34 protein-coding genes, 1 other RNA gene and 1 pseudogene are annotated in these 25,834 nt (G+C 60.5%); 12 read left to right on the plus strand and 24 right to left on the minus strand.

Going from position 1 to position 25,834, the window contains the following annotated elements; all coding sequences use genetic code 11:
* Positions 1-10: 10 nt before the first annotated feature.
* The 6 genes from ACW5XD_RS03535 to ACW5XD_RS03560 are packed head-to-tail and all read right to left on the minus strand — an operon-like array spanning position 11 to position 1,972.
* Positions 11-307 (minus strand): VpaChn25_0724 family phage protein, encoded by a 297-nt coding sequence (locus tag ACW5XD_RS03535; RefSeq protein ID WP_456493665.1) that lies wholly within the window; start codon positions 305-307, stop codon positions 11-13.
* Positions 304-618 (minus strand): DUF2730 family protein, encoded by a 315-nt coding sequence (locus tag ACW5XD_RS03540; protein ID WP_083195382.1) that lies wholly within the window; start codon positions 616-618, stop codon positions 304-306. Before ACW5XD_RS03540 ends, ACW5XD_RS03535 begins: the two co-directional genes overlap by 4 nt.
* Positions 599-826: a TraR/DksA C4-type zinc finger protein gene (locus tag ACW5XD_RS03545; RefSeq protein WP_234594260.1), complete on the minus strand. Its 228-nt coding sequence runs from the start codon at positions 824-826 to the stop codon at positions 599-601. The genes ACW5XD_RS03540 and ACW5XD_RS03545 overlap by 20 nt, the downstream gene beginning before the upstream one ends.
* A gap of 21 nt (positions 827-847) precedes the next feature.
* A complete protein-coding gene (locus ACW5XD_RS03550) occupies positions 848-1,069 on the minus strand; it encodes a hypothetical protein (RefSeq protein WP_065402776.1) in 222 nt (73 codons plus the stop codon).
* A complete protein-coding gene (locus ACW5XD_RS03555) occupies positions 1,062-1,391 on the minus strand; it encodes a hypothetical protein (RefSeq protein ID WP_456493666.1) in 330 nt (109 codons plus the stop codon). Before ACW5XD_RS03555 ends, ACW5XD_RS03550 begins: the two co-directional genes overlap by 8 nt.
* A complete protein-coding gene (locus tag ACW5XD_RS03560) occupies positions 1,388-1,972 on the minus strand; it encodes a glycoside hydrolase family 108 protein (RefSeq protein ID WP_456493667.1) in 585 nt (194 codons plus the stop codon). The genes ACW5XD_RS03555 and ACW5XD_RS03560 overlap by 4 nt, the downstream gene beginning before the upstream one ends.
* 324 nt (positions 1,973-2,296) lie before the next feature.
* Here ACW5XD_RS03560 and ACW5XD_RS03565 point away from each other — a divergent pair, with 324 nt between their 5' ends.
* Complete coding sequence (locus tag ACW5XD_RS03565) at positions 2,297-2,776, plus strand: DUF4145 domain-containing protein (protein WP_456493668.1); 480 nt, start codon at positions 2,297-2,299, stop codon at positions 2,774-2,776.
* 91 nt (positions 2,777-2,867) lie between these two features.
* Here ACW5XD_RS03565 and ACW5XD_RS03570 read toward each other — a convergent pair whose 3' ends face one another.
* Positions 2,868-3,287: a Mor transcription activator family protein gene (locus ACW5XD_RS03570; protein WP_456493669.1), complete on the minus strand. Its 420-nt coding sequence runs from the start codon at positions 3,285-3,287 to the stop codon at positions 2,868-2,870.
* A gap of 115 nt (positions 3,288-3,402) precedes the next feature.
* On the opposite strand from ACW5XD_RS03570, the gene ACW5XD_RS03575 reads away from it, so the two are divergent.
* On the plus strand, positions 3,403-3,786 hold the full coding sequence (locus ACW5XD_RS03575) for a hypothetical protein (protein WP_456493670.1): 384 nt from the start codon (positions 3,403-3,405) through the stop codon (positions 3,784-3,786).
* 72 nt (positions 3,787-3,858) lie between these two features.
* Positions 3,859-4,656 carry a toll/interleukin-1 receptor domain-containing protein gene (locus ACW5XD_RS03580; protein ID WP_456493671.1) on the plus strand — a complete coding sequence of 266 codons (798 nt, stop codon included), beginning with the start codon at positions 3,859-3,861 and terminating at the stop codon, positions 4,654-4,656.
* Between the two features lie 11 nt (positions 4,657-4,667).
* Here ACW5XD_RS03580 and ACW5XD_RS03585 read toward each other — a convergent pair whose 3' ends face one another.
* From ACW5XD_RS03585 to ACW5XD_RS03640, 12 genes are all read right to left on the minus strand, one after another.
* Positions 4,668-5,141 (minus strand): gp16 family protein, encoded by a 474-nt coding sequence (locus ACW5XD_RS03585; protein ID WP_456493672.1) that lies wholly within the window; start codon positions 5,139-5,141, stop codon positions 4,668-4,670.
* A complete protein-coding gene (locus ACW5XD_RS03590; RefSeq protein ID WP_456493673.1) occupies positions 5,141-5,407 on the minus strand; it encodes a hypothetical protein in 267 nt (88 codons plus the stop codon). Before ACW5XD_RS03590 ends, ACW5XD_RS03585 begins: the two co-directional genes overlap by 1 nt.
* On the minus strand, positions 5,394-5,630 hold the full coding sequence (locus tag ACW5XD_RS03595; RefSeq protein ID WP_456493674.1) for a hypothetical protein: 237 nt from the start codon (positions 5,628-5,630) through the stop codon (positions 5,394-5,396). Before ACW5XD_RS03595 ends, ACW5XD_RS03590 begins: the two co-directional genes overlap by 14 nt.
* Positions 5,631-5,674: 44 nt before the next feature.
* An RNA gene (locus ACW5XD_RS03600) (hammerhead ribozyme type II) lies at positions 5,675-5,740 on the minus strand.
* Complete coding sequence (locus tag ACW5XD_RS03605; protein ID WP_265451652.1) at positions 5,739-5,954, minus strand: hypothetical protein; 216 nt, start codon at positions 5,952-5,954, stop codon at positions 5,739-5,741. The genes ACW5XD_RS03600 and ACW5XD_RS03605 overlap by 2 nt, the downstream gene beginning before the upstream one ends.
* 12 nt (positions 5,955-5,966) lie before the next feature.
* Positions 5,967-6,587 (minus strand): DUF3164 family protein, encoded by a 621-nt coding sequence (locus ACW5XD_RS03610; protein WP_005906328.1) that lies wholly within the window; start codon positions 6,585-6,587, stop codon positions 5,967-5,969.
* Between the two features lie 10 nt (positions 6,588-6,597).
* Positions 6,598-6,777, minus strand: a complete 180-nt coding sequence (locus tag ACW5XD_RS03615; RefSeq protein ID WP_005906330.1) for a hypothetical protein — start codon at positions 6,775-6,777, stop codon at positions 6,598-6,600.
* A gap of 10 nt (positions 6,778-6,787) precedes the next feature.
* Entirely contained in the window at positions 6,788-7,018 is a 231-nt protein-coding gene (locus tag ACW5XD_RS03620; protein ID WP_125729406.1) for a hypothetical protein, read from the minus strand.
* Between the two features lie 57 nt (positions 7,019-7,075).
* Positions 7,076-7,636 (minus strand): transcriptional regulator, encoded by a 561-nt coding sequence (locus tag ACW5XD_RS03625; protein WP_456493675.1) that lies wholly within the window; start codon positions 7,634-7,636, stop codon positions 7,076-7,078.
* Positions 7,620-8,219, minus strand: coding sequence for a hypothetical protein (locus tag ACW5XD_RS03630; protein ID WP_456493676.1), 600 nt, complete (start codon positions 8,217-8,219; stop codon positions 7,620-7,622). The genes ACW5XD_RS03625 and ACW5XD_RS03630 overlap by 17 nt, the downstream gene beginning before the upstream one ends.
* Before the next feature lie 49 nt (positions 8,220-8,268).
* The gene (locus ACW5XD_RS03635) at positions 8,269-8,991 is read right to left on the minus strand and encodes an AAA family ATPase (RefSeq protein WP_065402762.1); all 723 of its coding nucleotides are present in this window, start codon (positions 8,989-8,991) and stop codon (positions 8,269-8,271) included.
* A gap of 41 nt (positions 8,992-9,032) precedes the next feature.
* Positions 9,033-11,246 carry a DNA-binding protein gene (locus ACW5XD_RS03640; protein ID WP_456493677.1) on the minus strand — a complete coding sequence of 738 codons (2,214 nt, stop codon included), beginning with the start codon at positions 11,244-11,246 and terminating at the stop codon, positions 9,033-9,035.
* A gap of 408 nt (positions 11,247-11,654) precedes the next feature.
* Here ACW5XD_RS03640 and ACW5XD_RS03645 point away from each other — a divergent pair, with 408 nt between their 5' ends.
* Positions 11,655-12,401, plus strand: a complete 747-nt coding sequence (locus ACW5XD_RS03645; protein WP_456493678.1) for a LexA family transcriptional regulator — start codon at positions 11,655-11,657, stop codon at positions 12,399-12,401.
* Between the two features lie 272 nt (positions 12,402-12,673).
* On the opposite strand, the pseudogene ACW5XD_RS03650 reads toward ACW5XD_RS03645, so the two are convergent.
* From ACW5XD_RS03650 to fadI, 5 genes and pseudogenes are all read right to left on the minus strand, one after another.
* Positions 12,674-13,162, minus strand: a pseudogene (locus tag ACW5XD_RS03650) (AEC family transporter); the annotation flags it as partial.
* A 12-nt stretch (positions 13,163-13,174) separates the two neighbouring features.
* Positions 13,175-13,732: a YaeQ family protein gene (locus ACW5XD_RS03655; RefSeq protein ID WP_043137693.1), complete on the minus strand. Its 558-nt coding sequence runs from the start codon at positions 13,730-13,732 to the stop codon at positions 13,175-13,177.
* 193 nt (positions 13,733-13,925) lie between these two features.
* Positions 13,926-14,066 (minus strand): TIGR02808 family protein, encoded by a 141-nt coding sequence (locus ACW5XD_RS03660; protein WP_005301193.1) that lies wholly within the window; start codon positions 14,064-14,066, stop codon positions 13,926-13,928.
* A 301-nt stretch (positions 14,067-14,367) separates the two neighbouring features.
* A complete protein-coding gene (gene fadJ, locus ACW5XD_RS03665; RefSeq protein WP_456493679.1) occupies positions 14,368-16,491 on the minus strand; it encodes a fatty acid oxidation complex subunit alpha FadJ in 2,124 nt (707 codons plus the stop codon).
* Positions 16,491-17,801 carry an acetyl-CoA C-acyltransferase FadI gene (fadI, locus tag ACW5XD_RS03670; protein WP_456493680.1) on the minus strand — a complete coding sequence of 437 codons (1,311 nt, stop codon included), beginning with the start codon at positions 17,799-17,801 and terminating at the stop codon, positions 16,491-16,493. Before fadI ends, fadJ begins: the two co-directional genes overlap by 1 nt.
* Before the next feature lie 182 nt (positions 17,802-17,983).
* On the opposite strand from fadI, the gene ACW5XD_RS03675 reads away from it, so the two are divergent.
* Genes ACW5XD_RS03675 through ACW5XD_RS03710 form a run of 8 tightly spaced genes read left to right on the plus strand, consistent with a single transcriptional unit; the run spans position 17,984 to position 25,771 of the window.
* Positions 17,984-18,934 carry an AAA family ATPase gene (locus ACW5XD_RS03675; protein ID WP_456493681.1) on the plus strand — a complete coding sequence of 317 codons (951 nt, stop codon included), beginning with the start codon at positions 17,984-17,986 and terminating at the stop codon, positions 18,932-18,934.
* The gene (locus tag ACW5XD_RS03680; protein WP_456493747.1) at positions 18,931-19,821 is read left to right on the plus strand and encodes a DUF58 domain-containing protein; all 891 of its coding nucleotides are present in this window, start codon (positions 18,931-18,933) and stop codon (positions 19,819-19,821) included. Before ACW5XD_RS03675 ends, ACW5XD_RS03680 begins: the two co-directional genes overlap by 4 nt.
* Positions 19,806-20,366 carry a DUF4381 domain-containing protein gene (locus tag ACW5XD_RS03685; RefSeq protein ID WP_456493682.1) on the plus strand — a complete coding sequence of 187 codons (561 nt, stop codon included), beginning with the start codon at positions 19,806-19,808 and terminating at the stop codon, positions 20,364-20,366. Before ACW5XD_RS03680 ends, ACW5XD_RS03685 begins: the two co-directional genes overlap by 16 nt.
* A complete protein-coding gene (locus ACW5XD_RS03690; RefSeq protein WP_456493683.1) occupies positions 20,363-21,358 on the plus strand; it encodes a VWA domain-containing protein in 996 nt (331 codons plus the stop codon). The genes ACW5XD_RS03685 and ACW5XD_RS03690 overlap by 4 nt, the downstream gene beginning before the upstream one ends.
* Before the next feature lie 24 nt (positions 21,359-21,382).
* The gene (locus tag ACW5XD_RS03695) at positions 21,383-22,876 is read left to right on the plus strand and encodes a VWA domain-containing protein (RefSeq protein WP_456493684.1); all 1,494 of its coding nucleotides are present in this window, start codon (positions 21,383-21,385) and stop codon (positions 22,874-22,876) included.
* Positions 22,873-24,408 (plus strand): BatD family protein, encoded by a 1,536-nt coding sequence (locus tag ACW5XD_RS03700; RefSeq protein WP_456493685.1) that lies wholly within the window; start codon positions 22,873-22,875, stop codon positions 24,406-24,408. Before ACW5XD_RS03695 ends, ACW5XD_RS03700 begins: the two co-directional genes overlap by 4 nt.
* A 36-nt stretch (positions 24,409-24,444) precedes the next feature.
* Positions 24,445-25,035 (plus strand): sigma-70 family RNA polymerase sigma factor, encoded by a 591-nt coding sequence (locus ACW5XD_RS03705; RefSeq protein ID WP_456493686.1) that lies wholly within the window; start codon positions 24,445-24,447, stop codon positions 25,033-25,035.
* The gene (locus tag ACW5XD_RS03710) at positions 25,028-25,771 is read left to right on the plus strand and encodes a DUF3379 domain-containing protein (protein WP_456493687.1); all 744 of its coding nucleotides are present in this window, start codon (positions 25,028-25,030) and stop codon (positions 25,769-25,771) included. The genes ACW5XD_RS03705 and ACW5XD_RS03710 overlap by 8 nt, the downstream gene beginning before the upstream one ends.
* The last annotated feature ends 63 nt before the right edge of the window (positions 25,772-25,834 follow it).

The following is a 25,834-nucleotide window of genomic DNA, read 5'->3' on the forward strand; positions in this document are numbered from 1 at the left end:
TCATCCTCCCTTAATCCTCGGCACGAGGCTTCTTGACGCCAGGCACCGAGGCGCGCCCCTCGGCCACGTCCTGGCCACGGCCGGTGAGGTGGGCCACCTGCACCTGGGCGAGGCGTTCGATGCGCACCAACCCTTGCTCTTCCAGCCAGGCCAGCAGGGTCTTCACCCGATCCCGTGTCACCCGGCCGGTACCCAGCTGATCGAGGCAGTCATTGAGGATCGACTCGTTGGCCGCGCCACCGATATCCAGCAGGGAGCGCAAGATCACCAGGCGCTGCTGGGAATCCAATATCGCTTGAATGCTCATGCTTTCTCCTTCTGTGCCGCTGCGAGTTCATTCTCCAGCAGCATGTCAGCAAGGCGGCGGGCTTGGCGCAGCTCCGGCTTGACCTCTCGCAGCTCACCGCGCAGCTCGCTTATCTCCAACTGCAGCTTGTGTAGCTCCCGCTCGCTCGGCAGATCGATCAGCGCCTGCTCCACCCGTTGCACCCGCGCCACCAGGGCGGTGAGATCTTCCCGTTTGGCGTAGGTTTTGGAGAGCAGGATGATGACCACCAGCCCCACCAAACTGGCCAGGGCATACAAGGGACCCCAGTTCTTAACGATGAATTCCCACACGGACTGCCTCCTTGCGCTCATACAGGGTCTGGCACTCGATGCAGCGCTCGGCACCCGGTTCTGCAGCAAGGCGCGAGGGCGGGATGGCGTCATCGCAATCGCAGCAGATGCCATCCCCCTGAGGCCTTGACCTTGCTTGATGGGATTGAATAAGGCGCCCGGTTCGCTCGGCATCGAGCTGCTGGGCGCGGTCTATGGGGTCGCTCAAGGTCGTCTCCTTGCGGGCCGGTTACTTAACCACATGGGTCGCTTTGAGGCGGCCCCAGATAGCAACCAGACCACCGACTGCACTGGCCAGATCCACTATGGTGGTGGCCAGACTGGCTTGGGTGCCGACATCGACCGGCACACCGAACAGGCCGGCAATACCGGCACCGACAGCAATCAGGCCGCCGATCACGGTGCGGCTCTTGAACGCCGACTTTGCTTGGGGTAACAGAGAATCAGCCATGTTGAGGCTCCTTATGTGGGGGTTGCGACTGACAGGGGGAAAGACGGGCACGGGCCCGCAGGCGATCCAGCTCAGTGACCGAACGCCAACCCTGAGCGAACAGGGATTGGCGGGTGGCGTGGTGGCTGTAAAGCGGGATCGTCTCCAGGTCTGCACTGGTGGTGTTCGGGTTGGCCAGGTACGCCTTGAGGTGGGCGCGGCGCCCATCCTTGAAGCAGGCAAGATAACGGGGGTTTTTGAGTTCAGGAATGCCAAAGCAGCCAGCGGCCTGGATCCCTTGCAGCGCCTGGCGGTGCTTGTTAACCAAGCTGGGTTTGCTCATGCCACCTCCCCAAACCGGATCGAGAGCAGATAGCTTTGCAGGCGCAGCAGACGGTTAACCCAGCCCCAGGCGTTGGCCCATTGACTCGGATCTTTGCGCACTATGCCCAGCATGTAGCTGGCGCGGATCTCCAGTAAGCCAAGCAACAGGGCGCGGCCACCATCCCGACCCGTCTTGGCGGCCAGAACCCGCAAGGTTTGCGGGCCCAGTACCCCATCGGCCAGGATGCCCAGTGCCTGCTGCAGCTGACGCACTGCACGGCCAGGGCCGTGATGCACGGCACCATCGAACAGCGCAATGGCAATCAGCGGGCAGACGCCATCGACCCGATCACAGCGGGCGGGTAACCAGTAGTTGGCTCGGTAAAACAATTCGGTGTGAGCAGGCGTCAGATCACGAATGGCGATATCCGGTTGGCCGTCTCGATCGAGGTCGGCCATGCCGTCTTTCTTGCCATCGGCGGCATCGGCGATACCGTATTTTGTGTGTCCGCCCCGGTCGGCCGGGTGATTGACCTCGCCCCCTTCCACATCGGGACGAAGCAACCAGGCAAGCGCTATTGGGTAGGTATCAGGCAACATAAAAGGCCCCTCGATTAACTGCGTTATCGCAGCGTACCGAGAGGCCTTATGGGCAGGGGTTTATGGTGGGTTACATGAAGAATCTATGTCATCAAATCACTTAATGATAATATTGATGAAATTACATTTTTGGAGTGTGTGCTGATGATTTGCCCCCATTGCCGTATTGCCTTCCATGAAGGTTTCATAGAGGTAAACATAGGTCATTGTGGTAAGGATGCGATAGGACGGCCGTATTACTGGGTTGCAGAACGTCAGGAATGCCCAGCATGTAATCAACCAATTATTAATTTGAAAGGTTCTCTGTTAACGAGTACGGGACTTATGCCGAAAGAAAATTTCATTGCATTCCCCCGAACTCGTGGAACTCGGCCATCAGCTCCAATGGAAGTGCCTGTTGCCATTGCTACCGATTACAATGAAGCTAATTTGGTTCTTGAGCTCAGTGCACAAGCCTCAGCAGCTCTCAGCCGCCGATGTTTGCAACATTTACTAAATGATTCTGGACTATCAAAAAACAATAACTTAAACAAAGCTATTGAAGAGGCATTAGGAAAAAATCTACCCAGCTACATCTCGGAAAGCCTAGATGCCATTCGTGTAATAGGAAACTTTGCGGCACACACACAAAAAAGTGTGAATACTGGTGAAATTATCCCTGTTGAACCACATGAGGCTGAATGGAACCTAGAGGTACTCGATATGCTGTTTGACTTTTGCTACATACAACCGACTAAAAATGCAGCTAAACGTGAGGCACTCAATGCCAAGCTGCTTGAAGCAGGAAAGCAGCCACTCAAATAGCAGCCTTGTAGTTTCATCCCTCGACAATGGCCGAGAGAGAGACCCCGTAACTACGGGGTTTTCATTTTCTGTTACTGGTATTGTTTGACCGCTAGAACAGTTCGAACTGATTGCGGCGCCGTGTCAGCTCTCGCTGCTCAGCCACTACTGCATAGGTCTGGGGTACAGAGAGACCATGCTTACGAGCCAATTGGTCGATATTGCGGCCATTGAACTCATCCCAGATGGCCCGATCTCGTAACGCTGCCTTGAGGTGCTCCCCGGTCGGGATATAGTAGGCGCGGCCCCCCATATAATGAGCCTGCACCAATGCCAGCTTGCGGGCCTGAGCCCGAGCAAGATCGGGGGCCATGCCGCCCCGTGCCAGTTCGCAGGCCAGCACATCCACCAGCTCGCTCAGGGCTTTGGGCCATTTTGCTGTCAGTTCAGAGGCCGGGATCTGGTCGAGGCGATCCACCAGTTGCCCCAGCGAGGCGTGATCATCGGCAAAGAGATCCTGATTCTGTTCCATGACTCCCCCAACAAAACACAAAAAATCGGTGCGCCGATTAGAACACAGGCCATTTTGCACGCACATTTTTTAGCGCATACTGAGTCCTCTGATTGCCAAACCCAAGGAGGGGCATATGGCTCGACGTTTCTATCGGCGCCGACACAATTCTCTCGTTGGCGATACCGCCAGCACCATGCTACGTATCAGTTGGAAAAGAGCACTACTGCTTGGAATTACAGGGTTTATTATCTTCTCCTTGTTAGTGCCTTGGTTCATGCAGAGCCTGATCGCATCACAATCCCAAGCAACCCCCAATGGGACGTTCAATCTTACTCCTTTCCTTGATCAGCTCATCGGGCGTCGTCTGCACTGGGCTGAACGTCTTGGAGATATCTTGCTCTGGCTAGGTATTCTGGTGGCCGGATTGAAATTGCTGGCGGGAAATCTGGAGAACTATTATCACCAGCCTGGTTTACTCGGCTTTATAGCTCGCTTGCTGGCGCGGTGGAGTGACTAGGATTCTGCTGGCCCCTGTTTAGCCCATCAGATAAAATCCCATATCTCAATCAGCGGGTTAATGGGGTAAGCGATGAAGGTATTTCTGAGTTGGTCAGGAGAGCGTAGCAAACAAGTGGCAACGCTACTGGATGAGTGGCTACGCTGCGTATTGCAGGCGATCCGCCCCTGGATCTCCACCAAGGATATTGACCGGGGTTCTCTCTGGTTTAGCGAGATCCAAGACCAGTTGCAGGATGTGACAACCGGCATTATCTGTCTGACTCAGGAAAACAAAGAGAAACCCTGGATACTCTTTGAGGCTGGGGCACTAGCCAAGGGGCTGTCCAACTCTCGGGTCTGCACCCTGCTGATCGACCTGGAGCCCCACGATATTCGAGATCCCTTGGCTCAATTCAACCATAGCAAGCCAGACCAAGAAGGTATTTATGCCCTCGTTCATACTCTCAATAATCGTCTTGGCGATAACCGCCTAGATCCCGCTATTCTGACCAAGGTGCTGGAGACATATTGGGCACAGTTTGAAGATAAATTTCAAATAATTATTGCAGCAACACCAACTACCGAGAAGCCCAAAGCACGCCCTGATAAGGATATTCTAGCCGAGATATTAGATCATACTCGGTCCCTAAATTCCCGTTTGAGCACGCTTGAAAAGAGTCATATTCAAATAGAAAAGCGTAATTTTAAACGTCTTTTTTCGCATCTAGTTGACCCGAATAATGAATCTACGCAGAGTGATTTCACAAATGAATGCGTTACTCTACAAAAACAAGGTCTAAGTTCTGGAGCGATTGGAGAAATGCTTGGAGTTCCAACCGCAACAGTCGACAGAGCTCTTATAGAGTATGAAATATCTAGGCCCAGATAACGTCCGCCAAGTTAAAATAGCCTGTCTTTTCTAGATGGTCGTTTCCACCACTTTTTCAGCGCCTCCAGCACTTTGACGGCCAGAGGCGTATCCAGCCATCCCACCTCGGCCACTCCTACCCCACCGTTTAAACGGGCCGTCATCCGTTGCACCCAGTGGTTTAATGCGGTTTCCGAACCATCCCTGACGATGCCAAGTCGGGCCATCTCGCACCAGATGGCCCTGATCTTGGCAATTTCATTGACTCTGAGATGACCTCCTGCAGCGGGGCTCAGCCGTTTGTTGGCCTTATGGCGAGCAGGCTTGGGCGTAAAGCCCGCCGCCTTGAAGGCGGCCAGCACCTGTTCCAGTTCTCCCTCGCTCAACAGGGCGGCGCTACGCTTGCCGGTGTGGCTGGCCAGCAGATCGCGGTAACACTCGTCATCGAGTGCCAACGCACGGCGCCCTACCTGTACCAACCGGATCAATCTACTGCGCTTGTCCATCACGTACCCCCTCCCCGTTCTGCCTTGCAGTCATGGCACAGTGCGGTCACTCTCAGCTGTTGATAGTGTTCATTGAGACACCCCCGGCACCAGCTGGAGAGCCGAGTGGCATCACTCGCCAAACCGAAAAATTCGGTATCCCATGGCCAGAACTCGCCACAACGGGGGCAGCGCTGCTCCAACCCCAGCTCGGTGATGCAGGCTCGCCCACTTTGCAGACGACGAGCCAGAATATGAGGTGCCAGCAGGGGGCTATAGATGGCCATGACTGACCTCCCCCGCGACAGTCCTATCCCGCTGCAGCTCTGCCACCAGTTGCCAGCGCATCTGGCAAGCTTCCCCTGCCAGGGCAAAGAGCCCTTGTGCACGGGCCTCTTTATCAAACTGCTTGAGCTGTTTGCACACAGCTCGTTTATCAGGGGCAGCCTGTGCAATGGCTGCCGCGCTGAAAATTTTGGTAAGCCGAATATCCATCTCTGTTTTGGTCATCGCCGTGCTCCTTTATCGAGGCGGTGAAGACCTGGGCCCAGATCGTTCGGTTGCTCATCAGTACCCAGCCACCACGCTGGATAGACGGGGGGCAAGCCCCCGTTTCGCTTAGTGGGATAGTTGTTTTCTCGCCTTGTTGACAATAGTGAGCAACATAGCTCGGCGGGACTTGTGCACCGCTCCGGTGGCATCTTGCGAATCCATGAAGTCCAAAGCGAGCTGCGCATCGCTCAGGGCAAGATGCGGATTGCTGCGTAGCTGACATTCCAGAGAGCTCTTGGCATCGGCCACACTGGTGTTCAACAGAGCTTTTACGTTTTCCATCGCATTCCCTCCCTACAACTTGGCCAGATCCAGGCTCATCTGGATGTAACGGCCCTGGCCGTCTCGCTCGTAGAGCCGCAAATATTGACTGGTGCCGGTCACCTGGATGGCGTCGGCGATCGCCTGCATGGCCTGCTCCCAGTCGGCGTCTTCGATGTTGAGCTGACGCAGGGAGAGCACCTGATTGACGTCGATATGGCCCGCCTTGGAGACCCGGAACGCATGGTCAACCAGCGCCCGCAGCTTGGCGTCGGCGCCATCGCTCCAGCGTGCGATGCACTGGTCGATCAGCGTCTTGGCAGCCTGGATCCGTTCATCAAATTTGCGGTGCTCACCCACTGCCCGAATGAGCTTGTAACGGCCGTCGAAACTGAGCAGGGTGACGTTGCCCTTGGTCCCGCCCCAGGCCACGCCGTACTGCTCGGCCGAGAGGTCTACAAAGTCGGCAATCTGCTGCATGGCGTTTATCTTGAACGCCGCCAAGCGGGAGCGCTCTTCACGGGCGGCCGCGATGATGGCCATCACCACCTCGTCACGCAGCTTGTCCGCCGGGGCGATCAGGTTTTCCGGTACCCAGTGCCCCTGGGCGTTCTGACGCATCGGGGTTGTGCTGGCGGTCTGTGCTTCTTGCATGGGCTTCTCCTTAGTGGATCTTGTTGCTGCCAGGCATCTGATGGCCCACATAGGCCGCCTGATCCGGGGCTGATGCGCTCGCCTGTTCTTCCTGGTGAGTCGCGCCGCAAAAGTCGAGGAACTTGGGTAACTGGCGCAGCACCACCTTGGCCAGGTCTTCGTCCTCTATGTCGATCTGGATCTTGACCATTTCCGTCTCCTTACTGGCGCCAATGCAGCACGCAGCCACCAAAGCGCACCAAGGCAACCTCCCGCACCACGCCCGCCAGACACTCGCGGCTCAACACGGCACGCGCTTTCATCTCGCTGGGCAGTGGCCCCGTCACCGCCAGCAGCGGGGTATGGCAGATCTGGCTGGTACGCACTTCACAGCCTTTCGCCGTCAGCCAATGACGCAGTTGCTCGGCGGTATTTTGCAGATTCTTCTTCATCCCGTTCTCCTTGTGATCTCAATCACTGGGCCCACCGCACACCCCGAGCCCGCTGGTTTACTGGTTGTTCTTCTCGGCCCGATCGAGCAGCCGGTTGTACTTGATGCCCATGATCTTGAGCTCTTCCGCCAACAGTTCGGTCAGGATGCGCAGGGACGAACTGGCATTCTCTCCATCGCTTTTGGCCTGTCGGCGCAGCCGGGAGAGGGTGGCCTCGGCGTCATAGCGGGCGCTCTTGTCCATGCCTTTGTTGCTTGGCCCAACCGAGATGCGCATTGGCCGTCGCAGTTGCTGTTCCTCACTGAGCTGGCTATGCGGGCAGCCGCTGCGGCACGCCTTCCAGAGCTTGATGTCCATCGGGCTGCTGCCCACATCACGGGGACCACGGCGCTGATGGGCAAGACACTGATGCACCGGTATTTCACCCAGAATGGGGCACATCACCTTGCTACCCATCAGGGCCCCTTCCACCAGGGTTTGCACCCTTGCCATATCGCCGGGATACTTCTGGTTGCAGACCTGGCTGATAGTGGTTCTGGATAAACCAAGCTTGTCGGCCACCACGGCCAGCGAACTGGCTGCGACTTCGGCCTGTAACACCTCAAGCCACGTGTCCATGTTCATCCTCCTCAACCAGGAACGGATAGAGCCGTTGCTGGTTCTGATCCCAACAGCCATTACTGCGGCAGACAGGGGCATGACGACCAGTATCCCTGACCAGCTGGAACCGTCCTGTTAATCCCCTGCGTTCTGTCACCGGTGAAAGATTGTCCACTTTGAAAAGGACTTTCACATAACCAGCCCTCACCAAGCGATCGGTAAAATGCCAAGCTTGGCGCTGACCAACGCCGGCCGTCAGCATCAAATCTGCCAATGTAAATCGCCCGCTTATCTTCATGGTGTTCCACATCTTTTGTTGATTGGTCTTGCGCTTGCTGCGGCATTTGGGTCGCTTCCTGCCACTGCTCTTTCCTATTGGAGGAGCCTTATTCAGGCAGGCCACCTTGAACCACGCGGGCTTGGTCGCTATACCCGCCGGGTTTTTAATCAAGTAACCCGAAGACAGCCAATCTTTCACAACCCTGTAAATGTGGGGCTCTGACATGCCGGTAACGGCAACCACATCCTTGATGACAAAGACCTCTTGCTCGCACATCCATTGCCAAGCGCGTGCTGTCATGGGCTCACTGTTTTTATCCACCACTGGTATCCCTCCCGTGCTTTGTTCTTATCGAGGTACGCTGGCACCGCTAACGGTTGCGGCGCACGTCATGCAGCAGTTCGCTGGCGTCCACATCCTCCAACCGGATAATCCGGGCGTCAGAGGCCATGGCCATCTTCTCGATCTTGTCCAGCGCCGAGACGATGGTGCGCACGACACCGTTGGAGCGCTTGCGGATGAGGTCCAGCAGGGCATCGTCGATCTCCACGTCTACCTCCAGCATTTCACTGGCTATCAGGGACACGTCCTCCAGATCGGCGGGTTTGAATTCAATCCACTGGGAAATGCGGTTAAACAGCTGCTTGCGCTGGCTGATGCGGCGGGCAATTTCTTCCATGCCCACCAGGATCAGCGGCTGTTCGGTGGCATCGTAGATATCGCGCAGGGTCTCCATGATGCGGGCATTGCCGACCACGTAATCCGCCTCATCCACGAAGATGGCCAGTTCTTCGGCGCGCACTGATTCAATGATGCTATCGACCTGTGCGCGCAAGTTATGGCGCTGGGGAATGCCTATCTCTTTGGCTATCTGCTCCAGCAAACTGGTGACTGTGTCGGCCTTGTAACAGCGCACATAGATACCGTTCACTTCGTCCTGGTTGAACAGCCACTCAACGGCGGTGGTCTTGCCAAACCCGGAGGGGCCGTGGATGAGACCAATCCCCGGCACTATGCTGGAGCGGTTGAGCAAGTTGTCGAGCAACTGCTCGGTCTTGATCATGTTTTTGACTTCAACAATCTTGTGTTTCATAGTGGTTTTGTCCTTTGTTTCTGGTTTAACAGGGCCGCACGCTAACCTTTTGCCTGGGCACTGCGTGTGGCCCTGACTTCATCGAGATGGCGGTGAATCCGTTTCGCCATCAGCTTGTGGCTGTAGAGGTATCGGGTCAGCCACTCCTTCTCCCGCTCCGTCAGCGGGGCATCCAACTCCTTCTCTGCCAGGTAGATGGCCTGTTCGTACTCGGTCTTGAGTGCTCTGGACTCTTGCCCTGCCGTTGCTTGCTGGCGGGCGGCTTTCTCTTCTCGCCTGGCCTCAATGGCGGCAAGTTCTGCAGCGCTGAACTGAGCCGGTTCAGCGGATGCGGCAATGCCGGATAACGCAGCCAAGGCTGGGTTATCGAGGGTGAGATCGCTGCGTTGAAACTGGGCGATATCCCGCGCTTGGGAGACGAAGTGGCGCACCACATCCTGATGGAGCTGATCAATGCCAAAGGTCTTGGCCACATTGCGCATCTCGCGGCGAAAGCCGGCCAGCGCCTTGGCGTCGGCTCGCTTGGCGGCACGAAAGGCATCCGGGCTGACACCATTGCCCAACAGTTCGATGTTCACGGCCTCGATCCGCTCGTTCCAGTCGCCGGTGCGATACAAGATGGCGCGGCCCACATCGCTGGGGTCGAGGAACACGCTGACCCGCTGGCTCTTCCAGTTGTGCTCCAGCAGTTCAGGGGCCGTGTATTTGAGCCCACCGGCCTTAATGAAGCCCTTGGAGACGGTGGCCTCACCGACATGGTTGAGCAGCAGATCCAGCGCCGACTCGTCGCTGATGGCCCGCCGCTGATAGCGGGCATGGCCATATTTCTCGTTGGGAGTCATTCCCAGGGAGCCGTGTTTACGGTTGTGGTAGCGGGCATCGAGCCAGTTATCGAGCAGGCTCTGCAGCTCGAAGGCCGTCATGGCCAGCTCGAAGATCTCCTTTTCAGCATCCGGTTTGCGTTTTTCTTCCAGACGCTGGGCAAAGCTCTTGCGCGCCTCGATCACCTGCCGGTCGGCCACGCAGTGCCCGATATAGGAGGGCAGCAACTCGATAAGGCCGTGGCTCATGGTGCGAAAGAAGCGCTCTATGTGCGGTTTCTCCCACCCGGAATAGGCGTTGGAGCGGCTGACATTCATCCCCAGCAGAGTGCAGATGGACATGACCCGCTGGCTCACGTAGTCAGAGCCGTTATCGGTGCGCATCACGCCGTTGTCGTTGAGGGTGCCCCAGGCCAGTAGGGTCTTGCGCAGCAGCAGGCAGATCCCCTCGCTCGATGAGGTCTTGGCCACCAGCAGGCGCACCCGGCGGGTAAATACGTCGATCACCGCGATGATGCTGTGACGACCATCCACCAACATGGCATCGACCGGCGTGCTGTCGAACTCCCACACGTCGTTGGGCTGAGCCATCCAGGGATACATCTCCTCGATCGCGCTGCGGTATTTGTTGTTGTAGGCATCGGGGTTGGTGGCATAGGTAAAAGCCACCTTGTTGTCACTCAGCCATTTGACCATCCAGCGGCGCAAGGAGGATTGGCTGGGGATCTGCCATCCCAACTGGTTCATCTCGCTGTATTGGCTGGCGAGCTCGTGCAGGGCGCCCCACTTGTTGGCCAGATGGGGTTTGGCAGTGACCAGGGCAGTCAGAAACTGGGCCAGATCCGGGCTCTGCTCCACGGTCGATGGCCGCTCCCGCTGATAGTTGCCGGCCAAGGCTGCGGGGCCTTCATCAGCCAACGCCCCCTGCCAACGGCGCAAGGTGATCAGGCTGAACGGTTTTTGCCGGTCATAGACGCTCGCAGGGAGTGACAGGCTGCGGGCACGGTAAGCCTCGATAAACGCCCGGCGCCCCACTTCTCCTTGCTGACAAGCTTGATAGGGCGCCAGAAAGATATCGGCGGCCTGCAGGATCAGCAGCCTGGCATCGACCTTCTTGCGCGCCCCCTCCCCCAGCGTCAGCAACTTGCGACCCGCATCCGGTTTGACCGGTACCTCACGCGCCAGCAACTTGGCCATGGCCTTGCCGCCAGCAGCGTGATCGGTCACGGCTTGACCTTGCTCAGCCACAGCTCTCTCTGCCAAGTAGCGGCGGGTTTCTATCGGCAGCGAGCCGATGTGGTATTCGGCCCCTTTGCCTTTCTCGCGCCTGCGGCTTTGCCACTCTTCTCGCTCGGCCTTTTTGCGCACACCATCGGGGTAAGCAGGCATGCCGACCAACCCGGCCAGCGCCTGGGCGGTGTACCAGGTGCTCATTGGTCACCTCCCAGCAGATCGATCTCCAGCGACTCGGAAAGCAGCGTCATGATGGTGCGGCTTTCTCGCCGTTTGGGGCTGACCCCCATGGCTGGGGCATAGTGTTTGATGCAGCGCTGTACGGCTCTGGGGTGCAGCCCTTTGGCGCGGGCCCAAGCAGCTTGGGAATATCCGCGTTTTATGAGCTCAGCCCTGATCCACTCTGGTGTTTTCCCTGACATACTCACCCCGTTTCGGTATCATCAAGTGTCGCGGCGCGTATCTTTATCATTCATAAAAGAATGATTTTATGTCGCAACGCGTCACATATGAATGATTGATCACCCCAAAAAGATTGACAAGTCTTTTTGTGCGGAATTTTTTGTCTATCGACTCACCAGCATTAGCCACTAGCCGAGAATTCCTTGTATGTCAGAACGTTATGAAGAAAAACCACAAGCAGTACAAAAAGACGGTGAGGTATCTTTTCTGACGATGGGAATGGATACTCTGAGCGCTCGTCTGGATGAGCTGCGGGGAAATCTGAGTTACAAGGCATTCGCGCAACAGGCGGGGATGAGCGAGTCGGGGATGCGTAAATACTTCCCTCCGTTCAATTCACTGCCCACCATCGACAAAGCGCTGCGCATCGCGCGGGTGTTCAATGTGAATCTCGAGTGGCTGGCCACCGGCCAAGGCCCCAAGCATCCAGACGTAGATACCGAGCTGATGGTGCGACGTGATGAGTTTGATGAGGAGTACGCGCTGATCGATGGCTACCATGTCACCGTCAGTACCGGCCATGGTGCGTTTAATGATGATCACGAGGTTAAACGCAAGCTGGCCTTTCGCCGCAAGTGGCTCACGTTTCGCAAGTTAAACCCGGATAACCTGGTGGTGGTCTTTGCCAAAGGCGACAGCATGGAGCCCACCATCCACTCTGGCGACTCTATCCTGGTCGATATCAGCAAGAATCAGATCGAAGATGGATCCATCTTCGTGTTGCGCCTTGGCGAAGAGCTCTATGCCAAGCGCCTGCAGAAAAACTTCGATGGCGGGATCACCATCATCAGCGACAACCGCGATGATTACCCCCTGCAGGTCGTTCCAGCCAACCAGCTGGAGAACTTGGCCGTGATCGGCAAGGTAGTCTGGGCCGGGCACGATTTTTTTTAACGAGACACGCTCACAAGTGAGAGTGTCTCGCTTGTGCAGCTCTTAAACCCGGATTTAAACCACTACTAACGGTCACACAAAAGAAAAAACAGGCGCCAGCCTGTTTTTCATTTTCAGCAGATTCCAATCGGCCGAGCGTACCAATTTTTCATTTTGCGCTTAAACGGCTTGGTTTAACCGCATCACGCTACAAGCCACGCCATTCCTGAGTTTGTCCCGCCATCTCCCACTTGTTTCCACCAGCTCCCGGTTTTTCATTCTTGGTGGTGGGTTACAAAACCGGCCAATGCGGCCCACAGCACGGGGCTGCGCAGCCAGAGCCAGCGGGAGGTATTGGCCGAGAGGATGAACATGCCCACCGAGAAGTGGAGCAGGTTGGAGAGCACGAACAGTATGATGATGGCGCCCAGCTGCTGCTCGCCAAAGGCCAGCACCATCAGCGGAATGCCGAGATTGCCCGTGTTGCGAAACATGGCGGGCAGGATCAGTGCCGGTCTGCTGATGCTTTTCAGCCTGAGCAGGGAGAGCAGCAGGCCCGGCAACAGGATCACCAGGGCCCCCGCCGCGATGAGCGGCAAATGGGCCATCAGCGCCAGCGGGTACTTGACCAGCGCCGAGAACACCAGCGCCGGGGTAAACAGCTCGATATTGGCCCGGTTGACATAGCCCAGCGCCCCGCCCGGTCGCAGCCGGCCATAGAGGGCACCCAGGCCCACCACGGCAAACACCGGGATGACGATATTGAGCAGTGCGCTGAACATGGGCGAGCCTCTTTACAGTTCGCGGGCGGGTGGCCCCATCAGCAAGACGGGATCCAGCGTCACTTCCAGCGTGCCGTTGCTGACCCAGAGCTGACCGTCGGAGATGGTGCAGGTGAGGTGCATGGTGCGCGCCACCATGGCGGTCAGCGGCAGGGTCTGGCTGTCGGAGAGCTCGATCACGGTGAGGTTGTCGTGCTGGCTGAGCTTGCCCTGATTCTGCTTCCACCAGACGTTGGTACCACGGCCGCCGTAGAGGTAGAGCACCACATGACGGGAGCGGTTGCACGCCTTCTTCAGACGACGCTCGTCGGGCTGGCCCAGCTCGATCCAGAGCTCGATTTCATCGGAATAGTTCTTGCGCCACAGCTCGGGCTCGTCGTCGGCGGAGAGCCCCTTGGTGAACTCCAGCCGCTCGGCGGCGTGCCAGGCGAAGGCCGCCAGCCGGATCATCATGCGCTCATCGGTCTCGGAAGGGTGACGAGCCAGGGTCAGTGAGACGTCCTGATATTGGTGGCGGTCCATGTCGGACAGGCTGAGTTGAGCCTTGAATACGGTTGCCTTGAGAGCCATAGAAACCTTGAATACCTTGAGTGGTCAATCCGGGGTGGAAAAACTGCGCGCCAGTGTAATCAAAATCGGCGATCGGTTCGACCACCTTGGCCAAACATTTGCCCTGAGCGGCGCGGATAAGTGCCGAAAAAGGCTCAAAAAACAAATGCCAGTCCGAAGACTGGCATTTGGCGGTATGAACGAAAGAAGCGGATCACTTCTCGGCGGACTTGACCCCGAAGGCATTGAGCAGCAAGCAGCAGGTCACTGCCACCGCCACAAACCCGCTCAGGAAGATAAAGGGCATGGCCCCGTATCCCAATACAGTCCAGATGGTTTGTTCAAGCAGACTCATTATGTGTCCTTCATCCAGTGAAATGGGTGTCCCTTTCGTGACGGGGTTATCTCCCCGCTCCTGATGATGCTATTTGACCCCAACCAGCGCCTGAGTCCTATGCCACCAAAGTAATAAATAGGGGGCGACTTTGCGCTGGATCAACAATTTAGCCCTTGGCCAGGACAAATATGGACGCAATTCAGCCAGTTGTCAGCCGACTGTGCCTGCCGCCTACAACACGGATCGCGCAAAACGCAGGAGGCGACCCTGAGATCGCCTCCTTGACATCAGCCCAGCCGTCACCGGCAAGGTACGCTGCTTAGTAGAAGCTCAGCTGCTCCGCCGCCATCGCCTTGAGGCGCTCACAGGGGGCAAAGCGGTCGCCATAGCGTTTCTGGTAGTGCTCGAGACGCCCCACCAGGTGCTCTATGCCGAGGCTGTCCATGTAACGGAAGGGGCCGCCGAGGAAGGGCGGGAAGCCGATGCCGAAGATGGCGCCTATGTCACCATCACGGGCCGAGGCCACCACGCCGCTGTCCAGCGCCATGGCCGCTTCGTTGAGCATCATCAGCACGCAGCGTTCGGCAATCTCCATCCGGGATTGCTTGGGCACAGGCTTGACGCCCAGCACGGCGTAGACGCTCTCATCCACCTTCTTCTTGCCTTTGGCCGCCTTGCCATAGAGGTAGAAGCCCTTGCCGTTCTTGCGCCCCTTGCGATCGTTTTGCAGCAGCTTGTCGAACGCCGCCGGCGCCTGGAAGCGCTCACCCCCCAGCTCTTTCTCCAGGATGGGCGAGATCTTGGCGCCCACGTCTATCCCCACCTCGTCAAGCAGGGTGATGGGGCCGACCGGGAAGCCGAAATCGAGCAGGGCGCCGTCCAGCACCTCCACCGGCTCCCCTTCCAGCACCAGCCGCGCCGCCTCGTTCATGTAGGGCGCCAGGATGCGGTTGACGTAGAAACCGGCCTCGTCTTTCACTACGATCGGGGTCTTGCCCTGGGCACGGGCAAACGCCAGCGTGGTGGCCACCGTCTCGGCACTGGTGCCGGCGTGGGGAATGATCTCCGCCAGCGGCATCTTGTCCACCGGGCTGAAGTAGTGCAGGCCCACGATCCGCTCCGGGTGCGCCGCCTCGGCCGCTATCTGGTGGATGGGCAGGGAGGAGGTGTTGGAGGCAAACACTGTGTGCTCACCGCACTCGCGCTCCACCTCCTTCACCATCTGATGCTTGAGAGCGAGATCTTCAAACACCGCCTCCACCACCATGTCGACCCGGTGAAAACCCGAGTAGTCCAGCGTGCCTGACAGCAGGCTCATCTGTTTCTCCAGCTCGCTGCGCAGAATGTGGCGACGCTTGAGCTTCTTGGCCAGGATCTCGTAGCTGTAGCGCATGGCATTGCCGATGCCGGCACTCGCCACGTCCTTGATCCGTACCGGTACCCCCGCCTTGGTGGCGGTCACGAAGGCGATGCCGCCCCCCATCAGGCCACCGCCCAGCACGGCAGCGTGGGTGACCTTGCGCGGTTCGGCTCCCTGATAGGTGACCTCTTTCTTCATCTCGGTGGTGGCGAAGAAAATGGAGCGCAGGGCGGCGGATTCCGCCGTCATCACCAGCTCGCCAAAGTGGCGGGATTCGGCGGTGAGGCCGGCCTGCATCCCCTCTTCCACCCCGATGCGCACCACCTCGAGGATCCGCTCCGGCGCCGGGTAGTTGCCGCGGGTCTTGGCCTTGACCCCCTTGCGGGCCTGGTCGAACAACACCTTGCGGCCCAGCGCATTGGTCTCCAGTAGCTTGCCCTGCAGATCCCGCTTCAACTCGTGGCGGGGTTTGCCCTTCTTGGCCAGCTTGATAGCTGCTTCCAGCAGAATGGAGGGCGGCACTACATCGTCCACCAGCCCTAGTTTTTTGGCCTGTTTGGCCCGCACCTGCTTGCCGGTCAGCATCAGATCCAGCGCCTTGGCCACCCCGATGAGACGCGGCAGCCGCTGGGTACCGCCGGAGCCCGGCAGCAAGCCCAGCTGTACTTCCGGCAGCCCCAGCACGGTTTTACCGTGATCTGTCACCACCCGGCCATGACAGGCCAGCGCCAGCTCCAGCCCGCCGCCGAGGCAGGGGCCGTGAATGGCAGCGATCACCGGGATGGCCAGCGACTCGATCTCGGCAAAAATCACCTGCCCTTCCCGCGACAACGTCTGGGCATCCTGGGCACTGGTGCAGGCCGCCAGCATGCTGATGTCGGCACCTGCGATGAAGGAGTCCTTCTTGCCGGAGGCCACCACCAGACCGATCAGCTCCTTGTTGGCCTTCACCTCGGCCAGCACGGTGCGGATCTCGTCCACGAAGGCAGCCTTCAGGGTATTCATGCTCTCGCCCGGTACATCCATGGTGAGGATACCGATGCCATCCTGGCGCACCGCCAGGGAAAAAGTCTTCTCGCTCATCACTCTACCTCCAACACCATGGCCACACCGAGCCCACCCGCCGCACAGGCGGTATTGAGCCCCAATCCCCCACCCCGACGACGCAGCTCGTGCAGCGTCTGGGTGATCATGCGCGCACCGGTTGCGGCAAAGGGATGGCCATAGGCCAGGGAGCCACCGAGCACGTTGAACTTGTCCATGTCCACCTCGCCGATGGCTTGATCGCGGCCCAATTTGCTCCGGGCAAACTCCAGGCTTGAAAACATCTTGAGGTTGGCCAGAGTCTGGGCGGCAAAGGCCTCGTGCATGTCGATCAGGGTGAGATCGGCGAGGGTGATGCCAGCGCGGTCCAGCGCCAGCGGCGTGGCATAGGAGGGACCCATCAGCATGTCCTGCCAGACATCTATGGCAGAGAAGGCGAAGCTGCGGATATAACCCAGCGGCTCGAGCCCCAGCTCTTTGGCCCGCCCTTCGCGCATCAGCAGCACGGCAGCGGCGCCGTCGGTGAGCGGGGTGGCGTTGGCGGCGGTAACAGTGCCATGCACCCGGTCAAACACGGGTTTGAGCTTGGCGTAGCTCGCCAGATCGGAGCTTTCGCGGATGTTGTTGTCCCGCTCCAGCGGTGACTTGTAGGGGGGCACATGGGCGGTGAACACCTCGCTGCTCAGCTTGCCATCGGCCCAGGCTTGCGCCGCCAGGCTGTGGGAGCGGTGGGCCAGCGCATCTTGCGCCTCGCGGCTGATCTGGTGGCTCTTGGCCATCTGCTCGGCGGTCTGCCCCATGGAGAGACCAGTGGAATACTCGGCCACGGCGGGCGGCACCGGCATCAGATCCTTGATCCTCAATGCCCGCAGAATATTGAAGCGCTGCTGCAGGTTGCGAGCCTTGTTGAGATCCACCAGGGCGCGGGCCAGCGTCTTGCTGACGCCGATGGGCAGCACGGAGGAGGAATCTGCCCCGCCGGCGATGGCGATGTCGACCGTGCCGGCCATGATGGATTCGGTGACGTTGGCCACCGCCTGGAAACTGGTGGCGCAGGCGCGCGACACGCTATAGGCGTCCGTGGTGACGCTCATGCCGGTGCCGAGTACGATCTCGCGGGCTATGTTGGGCGCTTCCGGCATCTGTACCACCTGACCGAACACCAGCTGGTCGATGAGTGCGGGATCGAGATCGGTACGGGCGAGCAGTTCACTCACCACCAGCTTGCCGAGATCCACCGCGGGCACGCCGTGAAAGGCGGTGGCCTGCTTGGCAAAAGGGGTACGCAGACCCGCCACGACGGCAATCCGTTCGCCCTGGCGAGTCGTCAGTTTCAATGGCTGTTTCATCCTGGCTCCTTGGGTTAAAAGGCAGAGGTCTGACCTCATTGGGCCACATCTTAACAATCCACTCACAAATTTCATACGGCTGATTGAAACTAAATTGCCCCCATCTTTGCCCCCTCCCTCGCCCTCGGAGGCCAACTGGAGTATAAAAAGATCAACCTCCATAAAAACAACGGGTTCATCACATGGCAGCGGCCGAGTTCAGAGCGCTTGGGGACTATCTTGGCAGTCAAATTCTGGGACAGGGAGCACTGATAGAGGGGCTGCTGATCGCCCTGCTATGTGAAGGACATGTGTTAATCGAAGGGGCTCCCGGTCTTGCCAAAACCCGCGCCGTCAAGGCGCTGGCCGGTGCCGTGGAGGGGCGCTTCGCCCGCATCCAGTTTACCCCCGACCTGCTGCCTGCCGATCTCACCGGCAGCGAGGTGTTTCACCCGCAAGACGCCAGTTTCGTGTTCCAGCCCGGCCCCTTGTTCAACCACTTGGTGCTGGCGGACGAGATCAACCGGGCCCCCGCCAAGGTGCAATCCGCGCTGCTGGAGGCCATGGCCGAGCACCAGATCACGGTGGGCAAGAAGAGCTGGCGCCTGCCACCACTCTTTATGGTGGCAGCGACCCAGAACCCCATAGAGCAGGAAGGGACCTACCCGCTGCCGGAGGCCCAACTCGACCGCTTCCTGCTCAAGCTGCTGGTGGATTACCCCAGCCCCGCCATGGAGCTGGCCATCTTGCAGCTCAACGCCCGGGGCGACCAGCTGACGCCACCGCCGGTCACCCTGAGCCAGGCCGATCTGCTGGCGGCCCGCTCGGCGGTGCAGGCAGTCCAGATGCAGGGGCGGCTCGAGCACTATCTGGTACAACTGGTGTGCGCCACCCGGCCGGGTAGCGGTCTGTGCCCCGAGCTTGAACCCCTCATCGCCGTGGGTGCCAGCACCAGAGCCAGCATAGGCCTGGCCCGCGCCGCCCGCGCCCAGGCCTGGCTCGCCGGACGGGACTTCGTGCTGCCGGAGGACATACAACAGCTGGCGCCGGCCATACTGCGCCACCGCCTCATTCCCAGCTATCAGGCGCTGGCAGACAATCTGGATAACGACACCCTGATCGCCCGGCTGCTGGACGCGATACCGTGCCCTTGACTCCCCACCCGGATCCCCGCGCGCATCCCGCTATTGCCCTCACCCTGGCCCAGTTGCTGGCCATCCGGCTGTGGGCGAGACAGGGGCCGAGGGCGCGGGTCCAACCGGCCCAGCAGGGCAGGCTTGGCCGCATGCCGGGGCTCACCTTTCGCGAGCTGCGCGCCTATCAGGCGGGAGATGAGGTGCGCCACATCGACTGGCGGGTCACAGCCCGGCTCGGTCGCCCCTACACAAGGCTCTACAGCGAGGAGCAGGATCAGGCCCACTGGCTGCTGCTCGATCTCTCCCCCGCCATGTACTTCGGCTCACAGCTGCAACTCAAGGCCCGCCTGGGCTGCGAGCTGGCAGCGGCCCTCTTGTGGCAGGGGGAGAAACAGGCCAACACCCTGATCTGCCACAGCGTTGAGTGCCATGTCCAGCCCCAGCGTGGCTCCCTGGTACCCTTGCTGGAGACCCTTTGCCACCACTACGACCAGGGGCTGGATCGCGCTCCCCTGCCGCACTCGCTGGCGCAGACCCTGGCACGGCTCACCCTGCCTCACGGCGCCAGATTGACGATCATCACGGATCACCAGCCCTGCGATGAGGCCCTTTGCCAGCAGTTGCAACTGCTCGGTCGCCGCCACGACATCCATTGCTGGCAGATCCGGGATCCGCTGGAGGCAGGCCTGCCAGCGCAGGGACGGCTGGCGGTGCAAGCGGGCAGACAGAGAGGCTGGCTCGACGCCACCCAGCCCGGCTTTGCCCACCGCTACCAACGGGCGGCCGAACGGCTGGCTAGGCAGTGCCATCAACAACTGCTGCCACTGGTGCAGCGCCTCTACCGGCTCGACAACGGCCAGCCGCTGCAGCGTCAGTGGCAGGAGGGCACATGTCGCCAGTTCTGAGCCTGCTCGCCGCCGTCTCAAGCGCGCCCCCCATGTCTGCGCTGGCGGCGCAGCTGCGCGATATCCATCCTGGCCCCATGTTGACCCAGGCAGCGGATCCCCGCCTTCAGGGCTGGTGGGCGCTGCTGATCATGCTGCTGATGGGGGCGCTGATCGGTGCAGCCCTGCTCAGCCTGCTGCGCTATCGCCGCTGGCAGCGACAAATCGACTGGGAGGCGCCCGAGCTGGTGCCCAGACTGCAGGCCGCGCTGCGCGAGGCCGCCCTTGGCCGCTGGCCCGAGGCGCGCACCTTGCAAGGAGAGGCCTGGCTCGCGTTCCTGGACAGGCAGCAGGGAGGCAGCCAGTTCCGTGAATTTGCGACCCTCTGGTCACTCTGGCTCTACGGCCAGGGGATACCGGATCTCCGCCAACGGGAGGCGCTGCGCCGTGCCTACCTCAGCTGGGGGCGAACCTGCTGCGGCCTGCCACCTGGGGTGATCGCACTCAGACGCCGCTGGCAACATGGCCTGACGCGCCTGCGCACCAGGACCGGGAGATCGTCATGATCCTTGCCTGGCCCTGGTTTGCGCTGGCACTGGTACTGCCACTCCTGGTCCGCTTCGGCCTGCCGCCCCGTTCAACGGATCCGCGCAACGGAACTGCGCTGGCGCACGACGGTTTTCCCCTGTTGCGTGCCCACGCCGGCCAGCCACTCTGGCGCATGGCCCTGTGCTGGAGCGCTCTGGTGCTGGCCCTCTGCCGCCCCCAATGGCAGGAGCCGCCCCTCGTCAGTTACCAGAGCAGCCGGGATCTGATCTTGGCGGTGGATCTCTCCGACAGCATGCGCACCCAGGACATGCTGGATGAGGGGGAGCAGCGGGACAGGCTCAGTGCGGTGCGCCGGCAGATAAGTCAGCTGATCCAGGCGCGCCCCGGCGATCGCATCGCCCTCATCGTCTTCGCCGATCACGCCTATTTGCTCTCCCCCCTGACCCAGGAGACCCAGGCCCTGCTGACCCTGGCCCGCGAGCTGGACTTCGATCTGGTAGGCCGCACCACGGCGCTGGGAGAGGCCATACTGCTGGCCCGCCAGCACGCCGACCCCAGCCGTCCCACCGCCCTGTTGCTGGTCACAGATGGTCGCAACACGGCAGGCGGTGCCGATCCCCTGAACGAGGCCAAACGGGCCGCCGCCAGCGGCATGACCCTCTATACCCTGGGAGTGGGCGCCGATCCCGATACCTTCGCCGAGGCAATGGTTCCGGCGCAGAGCGATCCCAGCGCCGAGCTGGACGAGGCCCTGCTGCAACAGCTGGCCAAGGTGGGCCATGGCCGCTATTTCCGTGCCCGCACCCAAAGCGATCTCGCTGCCATCAACCAGACCCTGGATACCCTGGAGCCCATCGCCACACCCCACACCCGCTATCGGCCAAACGTGGAGCTCTACCCCTGGCCGCTGGCGCTGGCCTGGCTGTTGCTTGTCTGGCCCGCCCGGCTGCGCTGGCCCCGCGCCTTGCCTCTGCGTTCGCGGCTGCCACAGGATCAGGCTCATGATTAAGCCACACTGCCAGGGATGGCCGTCATGGAGCTGATCCTCTTGCGCCCACTCTGGCTGCTGGCCCTGCTGCCCTGGCTGTGGCAAGGCTGGCGCCGTCGCCGGCAGCCACAGCTGCTCGCCCCTGCCATGCAGGCCTACCTGCTACCGGGGCGCCGCCGTACTCTGCCCTGGCTCTGGCTAGCGGGTCTGCCCGTCATACTGGCCCTCAGCGGCCCCGCCCTGCGCCAGCAGAGCCAGACCATCACGACGCCGGCCCTCGATATCTGGCTGCTGGATCTCTCCCGCTCCATGCTGACCACCGACCTGCTACCGGACAGGGCAACCCGGGTGCGGGTGATGTTGCAGGATATGCTGGCCGAGGCCCGCCCAAACAAGGAGGGGCGCCCCATCGCCCTCATACTGTTTGCTGGCGATGCCTACCTCGCCATGCCCGCCACCCGTGATCACCAAGCCATGGCGCTGCTGTTGCCTGACCTGCGCCCGGCCATCATGCCCAGGCAAGGGAGTGCACCCGAGCGCGCCGTGGCGCTGGCCCTCAAACAGATCCCCGCCGGCCAGCAGGCTCGCCTGCTGCTTATCACTGATGATCTGTCGGCGGCTCAGGCCAAGCGGATCCGCGCGCTCTGGCCCTGCCAGGGCAGCCTGTTTTGTCATGAGCCCGCAGCACCTCGTCTCGACATTCTGCTGGTCAATAGCGGCAAGGCCAGCCGTCTGCCCGCAACAGCAGACAGCTTTGGCCGCGAGCTGCCCGCCCCCGATGTGGCGACCATGCAGCAGCTTGCCAGTGAGCTTGGTGGTCAGGTGCAATGGCTGCAGGCCGGGCTGCCACGCTTTCCCCCCCTGCCCATGGGCCAGACGCTGACTACCCATCAGTCACGGGATCTCGGCCCCTGGTTGTTGCTACCCCTGCTGCCGCTGGCCCTGCTGGCCCGTGTTGGTGCGCTCTGGCTGCTTCTGCTGGGCGCCGGTGTTGGCCTCTTTATCCCGCCTCCCTTGCAGGCCAGTCCATCCCCCGCGTTATCCGCACAGGAGAGCCAGGCCTGGCAAGCGTTCCAGCAGGGGAATTATCTGGCGGCGGCTCGCCGCTTTCAGGATCCTGTCTGGCAAGGGAATGCCTGGTACAGAGCCGGTGAGTACGCCAGGGCCGTCGCCGCCTACGCCAGTGCCAACAGTGCCACGGCCCATTACAACCGGGGTAATGCGCTGGTGCAGCTCGGGGAGCTTGCCGCCGCCGAGCAAGCCTACATGGCGGCGCTGGCGTTGGAGCCGGGTCACGAGGATGCACTCTACAATCTCGCCCTGCTGCGGGCCCAGCCGCCCCAGGCCAGCCCGGCAGCGCAGGATCCCAAGCCCACCGATGCCCCCGAGCAGGCCGCCACCCCGGACACGCCGCTGCCACCAGCGCCCCCCGTGGTACTGCTGGAACAGCGGCTGCGCAAGGAAGATCAGCGCCGGCGCCAGCAGGAGGCAGAGGCGGGATCCACTCCGGCCACGCCAAAAGGAGAGGGATCTTGGTGAGCCTCCTCCTTGCCCGCTGCCGCAGCTTCGTCATTCTGTTGCTATGTCTACTCACAAACTTTGCGCTGGCCGCGCCACCACGGGCCGAGTTGTTGCCGGGAGCCGACAGCCGTGACTGGCTGCTGATCATAGAGGCGGACGGGGAGCGCCAGAGCAACGAGCTCGCCATTGCTCCCCTGCTACGCCAGTTTGCGGTGGGCAAGGTGACCATGAGCCGGGTCACGACACCGGAACACAGCCTGACCCGCTGGCAGATCCCGCTGCATGCTCTGGATACTGGCCCCGGAGTCGTGCCCTCTCTGTCACTGGGCCCGGAGCAGACCCCGGCCCTGCCCCTGCCAGAGCGCAGCCAGGCGGGCACGCTGGCAACGCAACCCGGCCAGGCCATCTCCCCCATAGAGCTGCAAGCCAGGGTGCTGCATCAGGGACCGCTCTATCCGGGACAGCCTTTCATCTACCAGCTCAGCCTCTGGTTGCCAGCCAATATGGAAGCCCCAAATCTCACTGAACCCGCCAGCGACGCCTTCATTATCCGCCGTCTGGGCAATGATCAGTGGCAGGCCCCGGCGGGGTCGGGATTGCCGGGGCGCCTGACCCGCAACTGGCTGCTGCAGGCCAGGGAGCCTGGGCTTCACCCGCTGATGTCGCCGCGCTTTCAGGGCCGTTTGCCCCAGGACAACGGCACCAGTGACCCCCTCTCGGCCAGAGCGGCCACGCTGTTTGTGAAAATCGACCAGGCACCACAACAACCTGTGGCCAGCCTGCTGACCCTGAGCCAGCAGCTAAGCCCCGCCTCGGGCGCCAAGGTGGGAGAGCCGGTGATCCGCACCCTGACACTGGTAATGGAAGGGGGCGATGGCAACCGGCTCAGCCTGCCCAGCCTAACCGGGCCGTCTGCGCTGCCCACCGGTATGCAGGCAAGACCGGATGGAGAGCAGCAGCAGGAGCGCTTCCTCGCCAAGGGGGTATTGCACTTCGAGCGCCAGTGGCGTCAGGCTTTGACGGTCACGGCGCCAGGGGACTACCTGCTACCGGCCATCACCCTGCCCTGGTTCAATACCCAAAGCGGGCGCATAGAATACGCCCGCCTGCCTGCTACCCCGCTGCGCATCGAGGCGGCGGATACCTCGGCACAGGATGCGTTTATCGGACCCAACCATGAGAGCCTGTACTGGGTGGTCTGGGCCCTGTTGTTGCGCGCCATCTGGCAAGGGTGGCCACGCTGGCACGCCTTCTATCGCGTGCAACGGGCGCTGCAGAGCAGCGATGCGAACCACGCCAGGCAGGCACTACTGGCATGGGCCTCTCTGCGCTGGCAGCAGCGCCATGCGCACCTCACCGGATTGCCCTGTCGCCATGACCCGGCCCTTGCCCGTGGGTTTGCCGCACTGGATCGAGCCTGCTTTGCCACCCACCAGGCTGCATCGTCCGACAGTCAGAGCGTATGGCAGGGCCTCGCCGGCCCGCTATGCGTATATGAAACTTTTGCGATAACCTATGGCCTCAGGAGACTGGCCCGGTTGAGTCGCTGACCCTTCAGGATCACTCATTTAAAAGGAGGCCCAGCGATGGCGTTAGGTTTTTTCAGAAAAAAAGTTGCCACGGTCGGAAAGGATCCCGCAGCTTCCCCGGTCTATGGGGAAATGGCAGACAAACAAACGAAATACGAGGCCCTGGTGCATGCCCTGTACGGGGACATTTATCGCTACGCCTACTGGCTGTGCCGGGATCCACAGGTGGCGGAGGATCTGGTGCAGGAGACCTTCCTGCGCGCCTGGAAGGGTATAGACTCCTTGATCGATGAGACAGCGACCAAAGCATGGCTCATCACCATACTGCGGCGGGAGAATGCCCGCCGGTTCGAGCGCAAGCAGTTTGATCTCATCGATCTCGATGAGCACCCCCAGAGCGATCCGGATGCCTTGCACAACGAGCAGGAGATGGAAAACGAGTGGCTCAGACGCCACATTACTCGCCTGCCCGAAGAATATCAGGAGCCCCTGCTGCTGCAGGTGCTGGGAGGGTTTAGCGGCGAGGAAATAGCGGCGCAACTGGGATTGAACAAAAACACCGTCATGACTCGCCTGTTTCGGGCACGCAACCAAATCAAAGAGGCCATGGAGTCAACGACACAACAGAGGGGACACACCAATGGATGAGCTTGAATTTCGCCGTCGGGCTCTCGCCCATCCACTGGAGCATGATCCCGAGTTTCTCGAGGCGGCGCAGGCCTCGCCTGCCAATCGCAAGTATCTGGACGAGATGAAGCAGCTGGATCGCAGCCTGCATCAGGCTCTTGAGGTAGAGGTGCCGGCAGGGTTGGCCGAACGCATCTTGCTCAGACAGGCGATGGCGACCGAACCCGAGACGGTGGCCACACTGCCGACCCGTCCGCGTAGCCACTGGCGCCCGTTGGCCATGGCGGCCTCGGTTGCGTTCTTGCTTGGCATGAGTACCCGCTGGCTCAGCTGGCCGCTGACCACGCCGGAAGAGCTCTCCCTCGCCCAGGTTGCCATGGCACACGTCTATGGCGAGGAGCCCTTCATCAAGGATGTAGACGAGCAGGTGAGTCTGCGCACCATCAATGCCAAGATGGAGAAATATGGCGCGACCCTGATGGGCATGCAAGGGCTGAAGATCACCTATGTCAACCACTGCTCCTTCTATCAGGGGCCGGCGCTGCACATGGTCATTGAAGGCAAGATGGGGCCCGTGACCCTGTTTCTTGTGCCCAAACATGTCCCATTGACCCTGCAACCCAATTTCGAAGACGGTCAGCTCAAGGGGGAAATCGTGCAGCTCAAGGGGGCCAACATGGTGCTGATCGGCGGCATGCAAGAGCCGCTCGCGCCAGTGGCGCAAGCGCTGGAGTCCCGTTTGCACTGGTCAATTTAACAAAGTTTAACCCCATCCTGGCTCACACCGAATCGAGCCAACTTCACGGGCAGACAATCCAGT

This window comes from Aeromonas enterica, assembly GCF_054052465.1.

Excerpts from the sequence above, each read along its gene's own strand:
- ACW5XD_RS03655 (WP_043137693.1), bottom strand. The coding sequence starts at position 13,732 with ATGGCTCTCAAGGCAACCGTATTCAAGGCTCAACTCAGCCTGTCCGAC.
- ACW5XD_RS03675 (WP_456493681.1), top strand. The coding sequence starts at position 17,984 with ATGGCAGCGGCCGAGTTCAGAGCGCTTGGGGACTATCTTGGCAGTCAA.
- ACW5XD_RS03565 (WP_456493668.1), top strand. The coding sequence starts at position 2,297 with ATGCCGAAAGAAAATTTCATTGCATTCCCCCGAACTCGTGGAACTCGG.
- ACW5XD_RS03705 (WP_456493686.1), top strand. The coding sequence starts at position 24,445 with ATGGCGTTAGGTTTTTTCAGAAAAAAAGTTGCCACGGTCGGAAAGGAT.
- ACW5XD_RS03580 (WP_456493671.1), top strand. The coding sequence starts at position 3,859 with ATGAAGGTATTTCTGAGTTGGTCAGGAGAGCGTAGCAAACAAGTGGCA.
- ACW5XD_RS03615 (WP_005906330.1), bottom strand. The coding sequence starts at position 6,777 with ATGGTCAAGATCCAGATCGACATAGAGGACGAAGACCTGGCCAAGGTG.
- ACW5XD_RS03685 (WP_456493682.1), top strand. The coding sequence starts at position 19,806 with ATGTCGCCAGTTCTGAGCCTGCTCGCCGCCGTCTCAAGCGCGCCCCCC.
- ACW5XD_RS03550 (WP_065402776.1), bottom strand. The coding sequence starts at position 1,069 with ATGGCTGATTCTCTGTTACCCCAAGCAAAGTCGGCGTTCAAGAGCCGC.
- ACW5XD_RS03710 (WP_456493687.1), top strand. The coding sequence starts at position 25,028 with ATGGATGAGCTTGAATTTCGCCGTCGGGCTCTCGCCCATCCACTGGAG.
- ACW5XD_RS03660 (WP_005301193.1), bottom strand. The coding sequence starts at position 14,066 with ATGAGTCTGCTTGAACAAACCATCTGGACTGTATTGGGATACGGGGCC.
- ACW5XD_RS03625 (WP_456493675.1), bottom strand. The coding sequence starts at position 7,636 with ATGGACACGTGGCTTGAGGTGTTACAGGCCGAAGTCGCAGCCAGTTCG.
- ACW5XD_RS03560 (WP_456493667.1), bottom strand. The coding sequence starts at position 1,972 with ATGTTGCCTGATACCTACCCAATAGCGCTTGCCTGGTTGCTTCGTCCC.
- ACW5XD_RS03645 (WP_456493678.1), top strand. The coding sequence starts at position 11,655 with ATGTCAGAACGTTATGAAGAAAAACCACAAGCAGTACAAAAAGACGGT.
- ACW5XD_RS03575 (WP_456493670.1), top strand. The coding sequence starts at position 3,403 with ATGGCTCGACGTTTCTATCGGCGCCGACACAATTCTCTCGTTGGCGAT.
- ACW5XD_RS03595 (WP_456493674.1), bottom strand. The coding sequence starts at position 5,630 with ATGACCAAAACAGAGATGGATATTCGGCTTACCAAAATTTTCAGCGCG.
- ACW5XD_RS03610 (WP_005906328.1), bottom strand. The coding sequence starts at position 6,587 with ATGCAAGAAGCACAGACCGCCAGCACAACCCCGATGCGTCAGAACGCC.
- fadI (WP_456493680.1), bottom strand. The coding sequence starts at position 17,801 with ATGAAACAGCCATTGAAACTGACGACTCGCCAGGGCGAACGGATTGCC.
- ACW5XD_RS03570 (WP_456493669.1), bottom strand. The coding sequence starts at position 3,287 with ATGGAACAGAATCAGGATCTCTTTGCCGATGATCACGCCTCGCTGGGG.
- ACW5XD_RS03690 (WP_456493683.1), top strand. The coding sequence starts at position 20,363 with ATGATCCTTGCCTGGCCCTGGTTTGCGCTGGCACTGGTACTGCCACTC.
- ACW5XD_RS03605 (WP_265451652.1), bottom strand. The coding sequence starts at position 5,954 with ATGGAAAACGTAAAAGCTCTGTTGAACACCAGTGTGGCCGATGCCAAG.
- ACW5XD_RS03695 (WP_456493684.1), top strand. The coding sequence starts at position 21,383 with ATGGAGCTGATCCTCTTGCGCCCACTCTGGCTGCTGGCCCTGCTGCCC.
- ACW5XD_RS03620 (WP_125729406.1), bottom strand. The coding sequence starts at position 7,018 with ATGAAGAAGAATCTGCAAAATACCGCCGAGCAACTGCGTCATTGGCTG.
- ACW5XD_RS03590 (WP_456493673.1), bottom strand. The coding sequence starts at position 5,407 with ATGGCCATCTATAGCCCCCTGCTGGCACCTCATATTCTGGCTCGTCGT.
- fadJ (WP_456493679.1), bottom strand. The coding sequence starts at position 16,491 with ATGAGCGAGAAGACTTTTTCCCTGGCGGTGCGCCAGGATGGCATCGGT.
- ACW5XD_RS03635 (WP_065402762.1), bottom strand. The coding sequence starts at position 8,991 with ATGAAACACAAGATTGTTGAAGTCAAAAACATGATCAAGACCGAGCAG.
- ACW5XD_RS03535 (WP_456493665.1), bottom strand. The coding sequence starts at position 307 with ATGAGCATTCAAGCGATATTGGATTCCCAGCAGCGCCTGGTGATCTTG.
- ACW5XD_RS03555 (WP_456493666.1), bottom strand. The coding sequence starts at position 1,391 with ATGAGCAAACCCAGCTTGGTTAACAAGCACCGCCAGGCGCTGCAAGGG.
- ACW5XD_RS03585 (WP_456493672.1), bottom strand. The coding sequence starts at position 5,141 with ATGGACAAGCGCAGTAGATTGATCCGGTTGGTACAGGTAGGGCGCCGT.
- ACW5XD_RS03640 (WP_456493677.1), bottom strand. The coding sequence starts at position 11,246 with ATGAGCACCTGGTACACCGCCCAGGCGCTGGCCGGGTTGGTCGGCATG.